Here is a 17,318-nt window from a genome sequence, read left to right on the forward strand (position 1 = left end):
AATGGACGGGTGGGCTAGACCCACCCGTCCATTGTTTCAGATCAGAGACCGGATTTACCGCATTGGCGGCGAGTAGATCAGGCCACCGTTCACGTACGAGTCGTTCAGCGACCCGGCGCGAGTGAGGCCGACCCGCTCGAGAGTGCGGGCGTAAGCTTCGCCGTAGTTTCCGACCTGTTCGATCACCGATTGCATAAACGTAATCGGGATCTTGCCGTGGCCGATGCCCAAATTGGGGGCTGCGCCGCCGTCAAATCCAACGCCCAGCAGGCGGGCGACGGTGTTATTCGGCGGAGCGGCGGCCATCTGGCGGACGTTCTGCGAGGTCACGCCTTGCTCTTCGGCAATGATCATCCCGTTAACGACCCAGCGGACCACGTCTTCCCATTCGGAGTCGTAGTCGCGCACGCTCGGTCCGAGCGGCTCTTTGGAGAGCGTCTCGGGCAGGACCACTGCGTTGACGCCGTCGGCGGTCAAGGTGAACTGGTGCCCACCTAGCTGCGACTTGTCAGAAGACCATGCGTCGCACTGATCGCTGATGAAGGCTGCCCGCAGTTCAGGGTTGGCCTGGAAGGTCAGCTCTTCATAGTTGAGGCCTTGTTCGGCGAAGTAGTCAGAAACCGCGCCCTGGGTGGAAGTTCCGTCCAGGATGCAGATCGTGGCCCCGTCGAGTTCGTTGACGGAGGACAACCCCGCTTCGGCCTTAACCATGATGCCGGCGCCGTCATAGAAGGTGGTCGGCGCGTAGGCGACTTCAAGATCAGCGTCACGACTGGCGGTCCAGGTCGTGGTGCGGATGAGTACGTCGATTTCCTTCGCTGCCAACAGCTCGAAACGGTTAGCCGAAGTGGCTTCGATGTACGAGACCTGATTGGCATTGCCAAATACCGCAGCGGCAAGTGCGCGGCAGTATTCGACGTCGTTGCCAACGGCGGTGCCGTCAGGGTTCAGAACTCCGAACCCGGGCGTATCGGCTTTGATCCCGCAGACCAGATTCCCACGATCGATGATCTCGTCGAGGGTGCTTCCGCGAGCCTCTTCCTCGTCGCCACCACCCAGCTCCAGGTCGCACGCCACAAGTACGGTCATTGCCAGGACCATTAGGAGGCCGGCTAGGATTCTTGTTCGGATTCCCATGCAGTTTCCTTTCCATAAAGACTCTTGCTGGCCTTAAGCGCTCCGCCGCCGAACAGCGGCCAGCCTAGCGAAGGCCACAATATCGTCGGCGCGACGTTGCGCCAACAATTATTAATAACACACTCTGTTATTTGCAGCACAATCTATATGTGCCGGGTGGCGCCGAATTCTTCCCGGAATTGATTCCTGCGTTGATCTGCGCCTAAAGGGTCCGCGCGCCAATCAGGCAGTCCAGGACCGCCATCTCATTCAGAGCCGGCTTGATTAGACGTTTCTTTGCCGATTGCGGTCGGCAGCGGCGGCTTCATTCCGAAGGGTCGCCCGGAGGGTCCAGAGCAGGCAGGAACCGGTCGATCAGATCGCTCCATTGCTCCGCTGACGGGACGTGGCGTTCATCCAATCCGCCGCCCTGCAACAGTTCGGTGCCCAACCCGAGCGATTGGCACAGGAATGTGAGCGCCGGCGTGCTGACGCCGGGATCGAACGTGCCGCTCTCCTTGCCGGCCTCAATCAGCCGCTCCAATTGCCCGGCCTCTTTATTGAGAAATGCCTGCAAGCGAGATTGCAGGTCTGGGTTGTTGCGAGCGCCCGCAAAAACGTTCACCATTACGTGGGGTAACCCATCGGGTTCCAGTAGTTGTTTGCCTAGCGCGTGAAGCGCCACCCGCGCTGACGTGTTTTCAATTTTTGAATCCGCGAGAAGGGTCCCTGGGAGGATCTTCTCGAATATGTGGTCCAGCGTCGCCGCCATCAATTCGCTTTTGTCTTGCCACCGCGCATAAACCGCGCCCGGCGTTAGCCCGGCGCGGCGGGCAACGGAACTTATACGGGTTCTGTCGTAACCGCTCTCGATGAATTCGGCCGCCGCCGCGTCCAATATCCGTTGCGTCGTCAGTTCGGTTCCGCTGCGACGACGCGGAGTCCTGTTGCCCACGGGTTCGTTTGATCCGTGTGCTGGCATCGACGCCTGTCTACTTTCGGTGCCAATTGAAAAACGGATTATGCGGCTACTTTCGCGCCTGCTCAATAAGTAGTACGTACCGTTATTGCATCCAGTTCTAGTCGACCAACTGGCGCCGGCCCGTCGAAATCATTTGCGCCGCAAAGTATCTCGCCGGACTCGTCCAACCTGTAGGTCGCGGACATTTCGGCGTGCGCGTCGCGAATAAGCCATTGCTTGGTAGCGGTCGAGTTTGATGTCGTGTTCGACGCGCGGCGGACGCATTAACAGGCGGCAAGGGCAGCGGCGGGACAACCTCTGCGACCGGGGCGGCCGCACCTGTTGCGGGCCGGAGTCGTGGTACACCGCCCGACTGAGTTCAACGCGGTCAACTTCGGTCCGGCATCAATATGCCAACGGCCCTAAGCGCGCCGATTCGAAGAAACCCGGCGGCCCAATCCGTACTGCGCTGGGATCGCGGCAGGGCGCGAGTTACCTAACCGCGCCGCGACCGGTACCCGGTTTACGAAGGTATGATCACCGGCGGGAAATACGCATCGCCGCTGGCCAAGGGCAATGCCGGCCCGAACGCCGCCTCGGCTTTCCAGCCCGGCACCAGCACGGCGCGCAGGTCGTCGCCCAGCAGAGTCAGTTCGGCCAGGTTGCTGCCCGGGGTGATCTGGAGGATCGCGGCCTGGAAGTACTGGCGGACAAGGCCGACGCTCTCCGGCTGGTAAAGGGTGCCTGCCGCGCCCGAGTCCCGCCGGGCGTCAGTCTTGGGGATCCCGAATCCTTCCACGCCGCCCAGCGCCCGGAACAGGTCCAGGAAACCGGTCGGATTGCCATCCATGTCGACGTTGGTAACGTAGTGCCCGAACACGCCGACCTGCACCCCACCCCCGGGAGCCTGCAGCGGCGCCGGCTCGACCCCCTGGTCGTTCTCGCCCAGGTGCCCGCCGAAGTAGTCCCAGGCGAGCCGGCGTTCGACGATGTAGCCGAATCCGGTGTCGTGGAAATCGAGCACCCCGCGCTGGTAGAACTGGGTCAGCGTGCCGGTTTCGATTTCGATCACTTCGGAGGTCGCCAATCCCCAGCGCCTTAAGCCCCCGGTCCGGTTGTAGGCGTCCAGGAACCCAGCCCGCACCGTCGATCCGTCGGCGAGGGTGACCTCGAAGTTGGCAATGTTGTGGTCCAGATCCGGGTTCGTCGCCACCGTCTGGTACCGGGTCTCGGCGACCACGACCGCGGCGAAACTGCTCAATCCGACGCGGTAGCTGCGCGCGCGGCGTCCGTCCTCCGAAGTCACCGTCACGGTGATCTCCGCCGAGCCCTCCAGTGCCACCTGGTGACCGTCGGTCGCAGCGTCGGCGTCCGGCGGGTCAATCACCACGCCCGCGCCCGCTTGCACTGCCACCGCCGTCACGGTAGTGCTCGTTACTCCGATGCCGACTCGCCCGGTGTAGCCCGTCCTGTCGGGATCGAACGCCCCGATGGAGATGCCGCTGAGCGCCAGCTGTCCCAATCGCGCGTCGATGGCGTCGGGCATGTTGTAGGTGTACACCCTGTCGGTGCCGGAGTCGGCTACGTATAGAACCGCTCCGTCCGACCAGATCCCGCGCGGGCTGGTGTTGCCGGCCCGCGCGAGTTCGGCAAAGTCCTCGTCGCGCGCCCGCTCGAGCGCCGTGGTCGCGTCACCGCCCGTCGCCTCCGGCAGAAGCGGCAGACGGTAGGCATAAACGTGCCTGGCTTCACCGTCGGAGACCCAGATGCTCACCCCGTCCGACCAGATGCCCCGGGGATCGCGGTTGGCTCCAACCAGGACGCGTTCGGCCAGCAGCGTACCGCTCTCAAGGTCGTAAGCGAAGAGCCTGGCCCGTCGACCGTCCAGCACCCACATGGTTATCCCATCGGACCAGATGCCGCGGGCGTCCCCGTTGCTTTCGACGAGCGCGATATCGCGATCCGGCAGGCGTCCGCCGCGCCGCAGGCCGTAGGCCAGGAGCCTGTCGAGGGCGCCGTCGGAGACCCAGACCGTGGTCCCGTCCGACCAGATCCCGGCCGGAGAGATTTTGGCAGGGTCCAGTCCGAACTCGCGCTCCGGCACGCGTTGGCCGCTGGCGGTGTCGTAGGCGAATACCGCGTCGGCGGCGCCGTCCTGGGCCACCCACAGCGTTACGCCATCGCCCCAAAGGCCCGTCGGCTCACCGTTCAGCTCGTCCAGCGCCTCGATGTCGAGCTCCACCGTCCAGGCGAAATCGGCCTCGCTGGGCGCCGGGGCCGAACCTCCACCGCCACCGCCACCGCCTCCGCCGCCGGACGTGCGCGCGCTGACCCTGGCGACGGTGATGATCACGTCGACGGAATCATCGGTCGCGTCGGACGGATCGTAGCCGGGAGTGAACCCATCGTTCACCTCCACGGTGACGGTATAGGTCTCCTGAACATCCGGGTCCAGGACCCCCTTCGTCCGAATCTGGCCCGTCTCCGGGTCAATGTCGAAGTTGTCGGCGTCGGGCCCGCCCAGCGAGTAGGTGAGGATGTCGTCCGGATCAGGGTCGCTCGCTCCCACCGGTGCCCCCACTGGCCGGCCGGCCTTGGATCCCTGGCCGACTGATCGCGGCACCTCGGAATCGTCGAAGGCCGGGTCGGCATTCGACGAGGGACGCACAGCGCCGATCCGCGCCCCCAGCGCAGCCATCGCGCTCTGGTTGCTGCCCCGGCGGTCGGAGTACTCCACCCTCACCCGCAGGTAATTGCCGACATCGTCGGCGCCCGCAGTGTAGTTGTCTGAATTGGCGCCGGAGATTTCTGCCCAGCTTGAGCGGTTGGCGGACCGCTCCCACTGCCAGGCTTCACCGCTAACGCCGCCGTCGTCATCGCTGAGCACGGCGTCGAACCGGGTCCCCTGCCATCCGCGCGGCGGAGAAATCCTGAGCGCACCCGCCTCCGCCACGTCCGTCACCGTGACGGTGACGTCGAGGTTCCCTTCCAGGCCGCCGGGATCGGTCGCGGTCACGGTTATCGCGAAGGTCGTGTTTCCGCTCTCGTAGTCGGGCGGCGTCTGGAAGTACAGCTGGCCGCGGCCGGAGATCCAGAAGTCGTTGCTGTTGACCGACCACTCGAGCGTGTCGCGCTCCGGATCGGCGGCCGCGTAGGTCGCAACCGCGGCGCTGCTGTTCTCGGCGACGGACGGGGTGGTGTTTCCGCTGACCACCGGCGCCTCGTTGACGTCGGTCACCGAAATGGTCACGGGCAGGGTGGCGTCGACGGCGTCCATGTCATCGTCGCCGTTCTGGTCTCTGCCATCGGTGACTCCCACCGTGACGCGGAACGTCCGCTTGCCCTCAAAGTCCAGCGACACGCCCTGCGCCAGCCTGATCTGGCCCGTGCCTTCATCGATGGTGAACGAACCGGCGTCAGTCCCTGTGAGCGAGTAGGCGAGGGGGTCGTTGACGGCTGAGTCGCCGGCGTTAACGTCGTTCGCGGCCACCGGATCGCCGATCGCATCGCCGCCCTGGGCGTCCTCGGACACGTCGCGCTTGCCGTCTTCGGTGGCCGGAAACGCCGGCGCCGAGTTGACTGGCGGCGGGTCGCCCACCCGCGGCGAGACCTTCGAGGCAGATTTGTTCTGGCCGTGGCCGTCCGTGTACGAGGCCGTGGCTCGAATGAAATTGCCCGCGTCCACAAGCGTCGGGGTGTACGAGTCGCTCGTCGCCCCTTGCACCATGACCCAGTCGGTGCGGCCGTTGGGCGAGCGGTGCCAGGCCCAGCTGATCGTGTTCGAAACCGGGATGTCGTCGTCCTCCAGGACGGACGTTACCGCGACGCGGGCCTGGATATTGGCCGTCAGCGTGGTGAGCGTTATGCTGCCGGGCTCCTCCACGTTCCCGACCGTGACCGTAACGTCGATCGAGTCGTCGATGGCGGCCGAGGAGTTTCCGAGGCCGTCCTTGCGGTCGTGCACGTCGACGGTGACCTGGTAGGTGGACTTGGACTCGAAGTCGAGCGCCTCCTTAACGCGCAGTTGGCCGCTGCCGGCGACGATGCTGAAGGACGCGGCGTCCGGTCCGCTCAGCGAATAGGTGAGCGGGTCGTTCTCCGGGTCGTCCGCGGCCACGGGATCGCCGATGTTCGCCCCGGGCGAGCTGTTCTCCGGCACCGTCCGGGCGCCGTCCTCGGTTGCCGGGAAGATCGGCTGCTGGTTCTCACCGAAGACGCGCAGCGAGGTGATCCCTTCGGCGCGCTTGCCGCCCCCGCGGTTGTCGGTGTAATTGACGGCCGCGCGCAGGAAGAAGCCCGCGTCCGCCAGCACCGTGGTGTAGCTGCTCGAGATCGTGCTGGAAGTCGTGTTCGGGATGGGTGTCCAACCCGTGCGCCCGTCGCGGGATCGCGCCCAACTCCAGCTGCGGCCGCTTATGCTGCCGTCGCCATCGCTGAGGGTGGCCTGCACCGTGGTCCCGACTCCCGGTTCCGTGACCGAAAGGGTGACCACGCCCTCCTCCTCCACGTCGAGGACACGAATCGAGACGGTCGTATCGGCGTCGACCACGCGCTCGGTCTCGACGGTGCCTTGGTCGTCCCGGCCGTCGCTGACGTTTACGGGCACGAGCAGCAGCCCCGTCGTGGTCTCGAAATCCAGCGCCTGGGCGGTCCGCAGCTGCCCGGTGGTCGGGTGGATCTCGAAGAGCGCGCCGTCGCCTCCCGCCCCGATCGCGAAAGTGAGGGCGTCGTTGTCGCGGTCGGTCGCCGTCACGGGATCGCCGACGTTCTCGCCGGGGCCCGCCTCGGGGATGTCCTGGGCATTGCCAGTGCGGAAGCGCGGTGGCGCGTTGGGGATGGGGTCCGGGGTGATCGCGGCGGTCGTCTCGCTCTCGGCCGATTTCCCCCCGCCCCGGCGGTCGGTGTAGGGGTCCACGATCGCCCGCAGTTCGAGGCCCGTCTCGTCCTCGTCCGCGGTGTAGGTGTAGGAGTCCAAACCGGTGTTTGCGTGGATCAGCTGCTGCCACTCGCCGCCCGATGTCCGCGTCTGGATGACCCAGGCAAAGCCCCCGGAACCCGGGAGCTGGCTCAGGACGATCCCGCCGTCGGGATCGGAGATCGTGAACGTCACGTTTTCTCCCACCGCCGGGTTGAGGTTGCTGACCGTGATTGTGCCGGCCTCTTCCTGGTCCTGCACCGTCAGCGTGACCTCGTGCCGGACGGCGCGGCGGCTGGGCCCGCTCTGGATGTCCGTTGCCACGACCGTGTAGCGGTAAACGTTGTTCCGGTCCGAGTCGTCCGGATCCTCCCAGTTGGGAGTGCTGTTGAAGGTGACGGTTCCGCCGAGGTCGATGGTGAAGTCGAGGCGGTCCGGGCCCTCAAGCGACCAGTTGACGAATCCCTCCTCGTCGCGAGCCGTGTAGGACGCCACGTCTGAGGTTGCGTTTTCGTCGTAGGAGAGGGCAGCGGCGGGGCTCCCGGTGAACTCGGGCTGCTCGTTCACATCGTCCACCTGGACTAGGAATTCACTGTCGAGTTCCCCGACGTTCTCGGCTGTGTTGTCGGGCGGCGTGTTGGCATCCCTTGCCCGGATGATGAGGCGGTAGATGTTGCTGGTCGACCCCGAACCGGTGGATTGCTCGAAGTCGGGCAGGGAGGCGAATCGCAGGACGCCCTTGCCGTCGGCGTTCTTGGTGATCGTGAAGTCGCTGGCGTCGGGACCGGCGAGCAGCCAGGTGATCTCCTCGTTCTCCTCGTCGCGGGCAGTGAAGGTCGCGACGGCGTCGATGTCGGCGAGGGCCACCCCCGCGTCGTACTCGATCTCGTCGTAGAGGGCGTTGGGCAGCGGGGCGATCTCCGGCGTCTCGTCGACGTTCGTCACCGTGACGGCGATCGGGTACGGCCGGATCCTCGACGTGACCCCGGCGGTGTCCCGCAGCCGCATGGTGACCTTGTAGACGTTGTCGCCCTCCGTCTGCCCCATTTCGGGAGAGTCGGCGGGGTTCTCGAAGTCGGGCCGTTGCTTGAAGCGGAGCCGGCCGAAGCGGTCGCCGAGCGTAGTGACGCTAGAGCCCTCTATGTCGCCGGTGTCCGGGCCCGCCAGGGTCTCGTAAAAGATCGATTGGCCTTCCTCGTCGTGCCCCCGGTACTCGCCTATCAGGGAGTCCCATGTGTCGGCGTCATAGGGGATCTCGGCGTAGGTGGGGTTCAGGTCGCCGCTGATGAGGACCGGTATCTCGTTGAGATTCGTCACCGTCACCGCGACTTCGAAGACGCCGACGCTGTTGCTCTCGCCCTGCTGGTCGTCGGCCCGAATCTGGATGACGTAATCGTTGTTCCCGTTGGCGTCGTCGGGCCGCTCGAAGTCGGGCCGCGCCGTCATCTCGCCGGTGACCGGGTGGGTAACGGGGGCGATGTTGAACGAGAGCACGCCGGTCGACGGGTTGATGCTGAAGTGCGACGCGTCGCCGCCGGCCACCGACCAGCTCACCGTGTCGTCGTCGTCGTCGTAGGCTGTGAACGTCGCGACCACGTAGTCGGCGGCCGGAATATCATCCGGGTCGCGGGGGAAGTCGATCTCCTGGAAGCTCGGCGCGGCGTTCCCGCTCACCACCGGCCGCTCGTTTACGTCTTTGACCTCCACTCGCACGCTCTGTGAGTCTTCGAGCCTTGGGCTCCCGTTGTCCCGCACCCGCACGGTCACGTCGTAAAAGTTGTCGGTGCCGGTGTCGCCAGGAACCTCGAAGTCCGGCGGGCTCTTGAACGTGAGTTCGGCCGTTCCGTTCACCGTCGAGGTGATGTTGAATTTCCCGGAATCATTGCCCTGCAGGTCCCAGGACATGGTTCCTGTCGAAGCGTCCGGATCAGTTGCGACGTAGGTGGCGACGACCCCTGTCCCGTTCTCATCGAATGCGGCCGTGGCGGGAGCGGTGGTCAGGGTGGGCGTCTCGTTCACGTCGGTAACGGTAACCGCAAGGGACTTGGAGACGCTGAGCTGGTTCGACGCTCCCCGGTCCCCTTCGATGCCGTTGTCCTTGACCGTGACGGTTACGTTGTAGACGTTGTCGCCGCCAGCGTCCTCCTTGTTCTCAAAGTTCGGCGCGTTCTTGAACGTGAGCGCGCCATTGGCGGCGATCTCGAAGAAGCCCCCGTCGTCGGCGGTCTCCACCGACCACGTCAGGGTGTTGTTCGCGTCATTGGCCTCTTCGTTGTTGTCCGGGTCGGATGCGACGTACGTGAGGACGGCGGTCTGGTTTTCGGCGACGGAGATCGCGGTCTGGGAGGTCGTGATGGCGGGCCGCTCGTTGACGTCGGTGAGGCTGACGGTCACGTTGATGCTGTCGTCGGTGAGCATGTTGGCGTTGCCGGCGGCGTCCTTGCTGTCGCGCACGTGCACGGAGAAGGCGTAGAAAGCGGTGCCTTCAAAGTTGTAGGTGACGTCTTCCTTGGTCTTGATCTGACCGGTGGCCGAATCGATGGTGAAGGATGCCGCGCCGTCGCTGCTGAGGGAATAGTGCAGCGAATCGCCGTCGTCGTCCCCGGCCGCCACCGGCGCGCCGACGTTGGTCCCTTCCGCGCTGTTCTCCGGCACGCTCCGCGCACCCGTCTCGCTGGACGGGAACTCGGGTTCGGCGTTGCTGGCGCTGATCTGGCCCGTCACGGCGTTGGCGGACTTGCCGGAACCCTGGGGGTCCGTGTACGATGCCGTGGCGCGCAGGAACCGGTTCACGTCCACGGCCACGGTTGTGTACTCGTTTGAGTTCGCCCCGGCGATGGGGGCGAAGGGTCCGGAGGCCGAGGCCCCCAGCTCCCACTTCCACGTCAGGCCGCTGACGGTGCCGTCGATGTCGGTAACGGAGGCCGTCAGCTTTTGACCCCCCGACTCGGTCCCTTCGATTGTCACCGTGCCGGGCTCGTCCACGTTGGAGAGATCGATCGTCACGTCGATGGAGTCGTCGTTGGCCGAATCGGTGCCGCCGGTCGAGTCCTTGTTGTCGCGAACGCTCACGGTCACGGTGTAGCTGCTCTTGGACTCATAGTTGTAGGTGATCCCCGACTTGGTCTGTATCTGGCCGCTCGTCGAAACGATGGTGAAGGAAGACGCGTCCGAGCCGCTCAACTCGTAGTGCAGGGGGTCGTTGTCGTCGTCGGTGGTCGACACCGCAGCCCCGACGTTGGTTCCCGTAGCGCTGTTCTCCGGCACGCTGCGCGTTGTGCTCATGGCGCTAAACGACGGATCGACGTTGCCGGCCACCACCTGGCTTGAAGCGGCGCTGGTTGCGGACTTGCCGGAACCCTCGGGGTCCGTGTAGGACGCCGTGGCCTTTAGGTACTTGCCCACGTCCGCGGCCACCGGCGTGTAAGGATTGGAGGTGGCCCCGCTGATGGGAGTGAAGGTCCCGAGCGCGGTGTCGGACCTAGACCACTGCCACGTTACGCTGCTGGTCGCCCCGTCATGGTCGGTGAGAGTGGCGGTTACCGACTGCCCGGCCGTGATCGTGCCGGGCAGGGTCACCGTGCCTGCCTCGTCGATGTTGGTGATCCTGACCTCGACGTCAATGCTGTCGTCTGGGGTGGTATCGCTACCGCCCTGGGCGTTCTTGCTGTCGCGCACCTGCACGGTCACGTTGTAGACGTTATCGGTGCCCTGGTCCCTGGGATCCTCGAAGTCGGTGAGGGCCTGAAACCTGAGGTCGCCGGTTGACGAGTTGATGGTGAAGTCGGCCGCGTCGCCGCCGCCCAGCGTCCACGTCAGCGTGTCGTCTTCCGGGTCGTCCGCCGCGTAGGTTGCCAGCGCGTCGCTGGGCCCGGTGCCCTCGGGCTTGCTGATGGTCGTGTGCGACGAGCCCGTGCTGGTGATGTCCGGGGACTCGTTGACGTCGGCGACATTGACTATTACGTCGTAGGTGTCGCTCAGGGCGGGCGAGCCACTGTCGGTGACCACGATCCTCACCTGGTAGGAGTTGCTGGGCGGTACCGTCGCGCTCCCCGGCGCCTCGTAATCCGGCGCGTCCTTGAAGGAGAGCACGCGGGTGGTCGAGGAGATCTCGAACAGCGAACCGTCCTGGTTCTCTTCAATGCTGGTATCGCTGTCTATCGACCACGTGTGGGTGTCGGCCGTGTCAGGGTCGCTGACCGTGTAGGTCCCCACAGTGGTGGTGTTCTCATCAACCTGTGGGAAAGCATTACCGGCAATCTCCGGCTCTTCATTTACGTCGTTGACGTTGATCGTCAACTTGACGCTGTCGTCCCAGATGCTGTCGCCGGTTCCGCCGGGGTCCTTGCTGTCACGAACGTAGAGCGGCACAACGTAGGAGGCAGTTGTCTCGAAGTCCAGCGGGTTGAACGTCTTTACCTGACCGTCCGAACCCACCGTGAAATGGAAAAACGTCGCGGGAAACGAGTAGGTCAGCGGGTCGCCCGAATCATTGCCCGTGACGGCAATCGCGCTTCCGACATTCATCGAGCCCCCTGTGTTCTCGTCGACGGAGATCGTGATCGTCTCGGACGAGAAGACAGGTCGGTCGTTGGTCGCGCCGGTGTGGTTCGTTACTTGCTGGCCGGTAAACGCTGGCGCGTTATTGCCGTCCGATTCGGCGTCGTCCTCTATCGGGTTCGACCCGATCGAGTAATCCAACGTCACCGTGTCGCCGCTGGCGGCGCTGGTCGACAGCGTGAGCGCCACTTCGACGCCGCGCACGACAACGCTCGACGGGGTGTAGTCCGTGCCGCCGATGTCTACGACAAAGTCCGTGGTCGCGGGAGTGGAGCCCTCGTTCAAAAGCTCGTTGTAGATCAGCGCCATGGACGTTCCGTCCACGTTTACCACGAGCAGCGATGGAGGAGTGTTATCAAAGTTCTGCCGGACGGATTGCTCAGCTTGCCGCGGATCCGACTCAGGTTCGGGTTCGGGTTCGCTGACGGTCGCCGCGGGCAATGTGATGTCGGTCCGCCCGGACCTGGAACCCTGGTCGTTCGAGCGGATCCGGTAGCGGTAGTACTCACCAGGGTTCACGTTCTCATCCGTATAGGTAAGGACGCTTCCGTCGACGCTGTCGATCTTGACCATGCGCGCCCCCAGAACGTCCATGTCGCGCCGATACACGGCGTATTCGTCGGGTGTGCAGTCGGCGGGCGCTTCCCAGTTGAGCACCACCGAAGAGCCGTCCTCGCCGAGCGTGCTGGTCAGGCCGGTCGGCGGAACCGCGCAGGTGGCATCGGCGCTTACGCCTTGCGAGCGCACCAGCAGGACGGCCAACAACAAGAGCAGGGCCGCGGCCGGGCCAAGCAGGCGGAGGACGCCTGCGCCGTAGCGGGGGTTGCGCCTAGCCCGCTTCAATCACCGGCCCCAAGAAAGCGGTGGGTCACAGAGGGTAATGACGTATTTGCCCAAGGTATGAATCTGCCTTTCGAGCAATAAATAGTTTGCACTATTACCTAATTAAGGCCAGATTGGCGACGGCTGACTAGCTGAAAAAAACGGACGGCCTGGCTGCTAACTCGATCCGCCGATCAGTTCCGCGCATCCGCCGGCAGAGACAGGAAGTGCGAGTCGTTCGCGCCGACCGATCGCCGGGCTGGATCCGGCGGTGCAAGCAAATGCGCCCCCGACCTAGGCGGTCGGGCCGTGGGCTGAGCGGGCGTGGGGCCATCGGCCCGGCGCCCGGCTGTTGCCGTGGGCCCTTAGCCTTTGGAAGTGATCCGTGTCGAGGACGCGGCGCGGTTTGGGGCTGTTGACCGTTTCCGATATGCGGCCTGCGTGTGGTCGGCGGCGCCGTCGGAGCCTGCGGGGGCTAGATGGGGTGTTGTCGATTCGCTTTTGGACCCGATTTCACGCTCAATTCCCCATTTGCGCCGGGGATCGTTCAGGTGGCGACCCGCGGCCGAGACGACGGCTCGCGATCGGCCGCGATCGCCCGGCTGCGACGTTCGGTTCAGCTGCCGGACCGGAACCCGTCAGCTCCCGCCAGTGATCGGACGCTGAAGGGGGCCAAAGACCGTCGGCACGCAGTGCCGCCAACGCCCGAGGCAATACTCGAATGCGGCTATCGACTGTGAGTCGCTGGCGACCGACCCTCTTCGACCCCTCCAATGGGCGGCGACGGCCGAGTTTTGTTGAGGGACTCGAAGAAGCCCCTGGCCAATCCAAAAATCTGTGCGGAGTAAACGGCGAAGTGCCACGCAAACCCAACATCGTTCTGATCGTCACCGACCAGCAGCGCTACGACACCATCGCCGCGCTCGGATTCGAGGGCCCCATAACGCCCAACCTGGACCGCCTGGTGCGCGAGGGCATTTCCTTTGACAACTGTTTCGTGAACGCCCCGGCCTGCGGCCCGGCGCGCGGTGCGATGTTCTCCGGTTACTGGCCGCACACTTCGGGGAACCTGAAGAACGGCGACCCCTGGCAGCAGACCTGGGTGGGAAACCTCGGCAAGGTCGGGTACCACACCGCCAACGTCGGCAAGATGCACTTTACGCCCTACGACGCCCAGGGCGGATACGATTTCCGCTTCAACGTCGAAAACAAGCAGCGCTTCCGGCAATGGCGCGCCTACCAGGACGAATGGGACAAGGAGCTGGCGCGCCGCGGGATGACCAAATACCAGCGCGAGGACCTTGAGAAGCGCTCCGACTACTGGATCTCGCTGGGCGCATTCGCCTGGGAAAAAGACCCGGACATGCACCCCGACAATTTCCTGGGTAAGGCCGCGGTCGATTGGATTGAAAACTATTCCCGATCGGACCCGTTCTTTCTCTGCATCGGTTTTCCCGGGCCGCATCCGCCCTATGACCCGACCCCCGACTGGTTGGACCGTTACTCCGAAACCGAATTCGACTTACTGCCGCTGCAGATCAAGGAATACATCCAGCACCCGCGCACCCTGATCGATATGGCCGAGCACAACACCCAGGTGGCGCACGATTCGATCCAGTTCGTTACCTTTCCCAACGAGTCGCACCGCCAGCGCCAGCGTCGGTTCTACATGGCCAATGTTTCGATGGTTGACGCTTGGATCGGGAGAATCCGCGCTTCGCTGGAAAGTCGCGGATTGCTCGAAAACACGGTGATCGTTTTCACCTCCGACCATGGCGATTCCCTCACCGACCATTTCTGTTCCCAGAAATGGACGATGTACGACCAGGTAGTCAGGGTCCCGGCGATCGTCTGGGCGCCGCAGCGCTACGGCGGCGGGCGCCGCATTGCCGAGCAGGTGCAGTGGTTCGATCTGGGCGCAACAGTGCTGGACATCGCCGGGGCCGAGGCGCTGCCCGGATCCGAGGCTGATTCACTGCTGCCGGCACTTGCGGGAGCGGAATTTGCCGGGCGCGAATACGTCTTTTCCGAGCACGGCCGCGAGGATGTCATGGGGCTTTACTGCGAGCACATGACGATGGTCCGATCCAAGGACTACAAGCTCGTCCATTTCCTGGGCGACGACCGCGGCCAGCTGTTTGATCTGAATGAGGATCCGCAGGAACTTTTCAACCTCTGGGATGACCCCTCCCATCGCCAGACGCGGACGGAGCTTATCGGCGTGATCGGCGACTGGCTGGTCGAATCCAGCTACCGGTCGAGTCCCCGGGCTGACGCCTGGCGCTGACCGACCACCGTGGTGTCGAGGTTCACGCGAACGCCTATCTCAATCCGAGCAGATCACAAATGCCCGACCGACCCAACATAGTCCTTATCGTCACCGACCAGCAGCGCTACGACACCATCGCCGCGCTCGGATTTGGACAGCTTCAGACTCCGAATCTCGACCGCTTGGTCGGCGAGGGAGTCTCTTTCGACAGCTGCTTCGTCAACGCCCCCTCGTGCGGTCCGGCCCGCTGTAGCTTCTTCAGCGGCCTTTACCCCCACTCGAGCGGTATGCTGCGCAACGAGCAACCCTGGTCGCAGACCTGGGTGCCGAACCTGGCCGCCGCCGGTTACTTTACCGCCAGCATCGGGAAGATGCACTTCACCCCGTTCGACGTCGACGGCCAGTTCGATTTCCGCTTCAACGTCGAGAACAAGCAGCGCGGCCATCCTTATCCCGCTCCGGACAGCTACCGCGACGAGTGGGACAAAGCCCTGGCGGCGCGCGGCATGGACAAGTACCACCCCGGGGACCTGGCCGCGCGCGCGGACTTCGATACCGCCCTGGGCGCGTTCGTCTGGGACAAGGATCCCGACATGCACCCGGACAACTTCCTGGGACACAAGGCGGTGGAATGGATCGACGGCTACGACCGGGACGAACCGCTGTTCCTGGAGATCGGATTCCCGGGACCGCACCCGCCATACGATCCGACTCCGGACTGGGTCGAGCGCTACGACGGCGCTCAGTTCGCATTGCTGCCCCTGGATGAAAGCGAACGCGATTCGCAACCGCCGGTTTTCCGGGACATGGCCCGCTACCAGTACGATGGCCGGCCAGGCGATTCGACCAAACTGTCACCCAATCCGACCCCGGAGCAGCGCCAGCGCCAGCGGCGCTTTTACATGGCCAACGTCTCGATGATCGATTTCTGGATCGGCAGGATCCGCGACGCGCTGGCGCGGCGCGGCTTGCTCGAGAACAGCGTGATCATATTCACGTCCGACCACGGCGACACCCTGACCGATCACTTCAGCACCCAGAAATGGACCATGTACGACCAGGTGGTCAGGGTGCCGGCGATAGTCTGGGCGCCCGGGCGCTACGCCGGCGGGCGCCGATTCGAAGAACAGATCGAGTGGTTCGACCTGGGCGCCACGATCCTGGAGATCGCCGGGGCAGAGCCGCCCACGCCGTTCCAGGCCCGCTCGCTGGTCGGCGCATTGGAAGGCGAGTCCTTCGACGGCCGCCGTTACGTTTTTTCGGAGATGGGCCGCTGGGACCTGGTCGGATTGACCACCGATTACATGACGATGGTCAGATCGCGCGAGTGGAAGCTGGTGCACTTCATCGACCAGCCGCACGGCCAGCTTTTTGACCTGGTCAACGACCCCGGTGAGCTGGAGAACCTCTGGGCCGACCAGAATCGGCGGCCGGAACGCGACCGCCTAGTGGAGGCGATGATCGAGTGGCGGATGCGCTCGAACGCCGAAACCGCCGGCTGGCGCGCGGACCGGCGCTAGGAAAAAATTAGGCCGGCTGGGAGAGAACCCCTCGGGGGATCGACTCTCCGGCCCGGGGCTTCCGGCCGGACGCGATGGAGGCGATCGGCAGATTCGCCGGCGAGAAACGGGAAATCACCCCGTCGCCGGGGATCGACCTCCTAGAGGTCGCTATCGGAGGTCTCAACCATTGATTTGACCAGGGCCGGGTCCTTTGTCACCTCGACGAAGCGGGCCGGCACCTGCTCCAGCGACATCCGGGCGGTGATCCAGGGGCGGGTGTCGATGCGCCCGCTTTCGATGGCCGCGATTATCTGCGGGAAAAGTCCGAAGCTGTTGCGCGAGGCCAGGACGTTCAGTTCTCGGCGGTGGAATTCCACATCGTCGAAGCTGACCCGATCCTGAACCAGCCCCACGAACGTCAACGTACCGGCCGATCCGACCAAATCGAACGAGGCCTCCATCGCCGACCGGTTGCCGGTGGCGTCGAACACGAATTCGTAGAAGCCGCCGTCGGCTTCCGTGAGCGTGCGGACCCCGAATTGCTCGACGAACTCCCGCCGTTGCGGCGAGAGCTCGAGCACCGTGACCTCGGCTCCGGCGGCCAGCGCGAATTGGACCACCGTCAGGCCGATGGGGCCGGCCCCCACCACCAGGGCCGCCCGGCCCGGCCCGATGCCGGAGCGCTCCACCGCGTGGGCTCCGATTCCAAGGGTCTCGACCAGGGCCAGCTGATCGAGCGAGAGTTTCCGGGACGGATGCAGGGTCGATGCGGGAACGCAGATGAGGGGTCGCATGCCGCCGTCGCTGTGAACACCCAGGACCTTAAGCGACTCGCAGCAGTTGGAGCGCCCGACGCGGCAGGGGTGGCATTTCCCGCAAACCAGGTAGGGTTCGACCGCGCAGTTGTCGCCGACCTCGACCCGATCCTGGCCGGAAGGGGCGGCAATTACCTCGACTCCCAGCTCGTGTCCGAGGATGCGCGGGTAGCTAAAGAATGGCTGCTGGCCGGCGTAAGCCTTGATGTCAGTTCCGCAAACGCCGATCCGGTGCACCCTAACCAGGGCCTCATCCGGCCCGGGTACCGGTTCCGGAGCGCTGCCGGTCTCGAACCGGCCAGGTTCTGCCAGTATCACGGTCCGCATCGCTGCAGGATCCTTCGGCTCGGACGGAGTC

Annotated in this window: 6 protein-coding genes; 2 read left to right on the forward strand and 4 right to left on the reverse strand. The window is 64.6% G+C overall.

Annotation, left to right across the window (positions count from 1 at the left end; genetic code table 11):
- Window positions 1–54: 54 nt before the first annotated feature.
- The 3 genes from F4X41_09380 to F4X41_09390 form a co-directional block, all read right to left on the reverse strand.
- Window positions 55–1,137, reverse strand: coding sequence for an amino acid ABC transporter substrate-binding protein (locus F4X41_09380; protein MYB17220.1), 1,083 nt, complete (start codon window positions 1,135–1,137; stop codon window positions 55–57).
- A gap of 304 nt (window positions 1,138–1,441) precedes the next feature.
- Window positions 1,442–2,098 (reverse strand): TetR/AcrR family transcriptional regulator, encoded by a 657-nt coding sequence (locus F4X41_09385; protein ID MYB17221.1) that lies wholly within the window; start codon window positions 2,096–2,098, stop codon window positions 1,442–1,444.
- A 502-nt stretch (window positions 2,099–2,600) separates the two neighbouring features.
- Entirely contained in the window at window positions 2,601–12,395 is a 9,795-nt protein-coding gene (locus F4X41_09390; protein MYB17222.1) for a hypothetical protein, read from the reverse strand.
- 700 nt (window positions 12,396–13,095) lie between these two features.
- Here F4X41_09390 and F4X41_09395 point away from each other — a divergent pair.
- A complete protein-coding gene (locus F4X41_09395) occupies window positions 13,096–14,661 on the forward strand; it encodes a sulfatase-like hydrolase/transferase (protein MYB17223.1) in 1,566 nt (521 codons plus the stop codon).
- A 59-nt stretch (window positions 14,662–14,720) separates the two neighbouring features.
- A complete protein-coding gene (locus tag F4X41_09400) occupies window positions 14,721–16,163 on the forward strand; it encodes a sulfatase-like hydrolase/transferase (GenBank protein ID MYB17224.1) in 1,443 nt (480 codons plus the stop codon).
- Window positions 16,164–16,303: 140 nt separating this feature from the next.
- On the opposite strand, the gene F4X41_09405 is transcribed toward F4X41_09400, so the two are convergent.
- Window positions 16,304–17,287, reverse strand: a complete 984-nt coding sequence (locus tag F4X41_09405; protein ID MYB17225.1) for a zinc-binding alcohol dehydrogenase family protein — start codon at window positions 17,285–17,287, stop codon at window positions 16,304–16,306.
- Window positions 17,288–17,318: the final 31 nt, after the last annotated feature.

Source organism: Chloroflexota bacterium, from assembly GCA_009840625.1.
In the GTDB taxonomy this organism is placed as follows: domain Bacteria; phylum Chloroflexota; class UBA11872; order UBA11872; family VXNJ01; genus VXNJ01.

Coding starts and splice junctions, on each gene's coding strand:
- F4X41_09380 (MYB17220.1), bottom strand. CDS start 1,137: ATGGGAATCCGAACAAGAATCCTAGCCGGCCTCCTAATGGTCCTGGCA.
- F4X41_09395 (MYB17223.1), top strand. CDS start 13,096: ATGCGGCTATCGACTGTGAGTCGCTGGCGACCGACCCTCTTCGACCCC.
- F4X41_09400 (MYB17224.1), top strand. CDS start 14,721: ATGCCCGACCGACCCAACATAGTCCTTATCGTCACCGACCAGCAGCGC.
- F4X41_09405 (MYB17225.1), bottom strand. CDS start 17,287: ATGCGGACCGTGATACTGGCAGAACCTGGCCGGTTCGAGACCGGCAGC.
- F4X41_09385 (MYB17221.1), bottom strand. CDS start 2,098: ATGCCAGCACACGGATCAAACGAACCCGTGGGCAACAGGACTCCGCGT.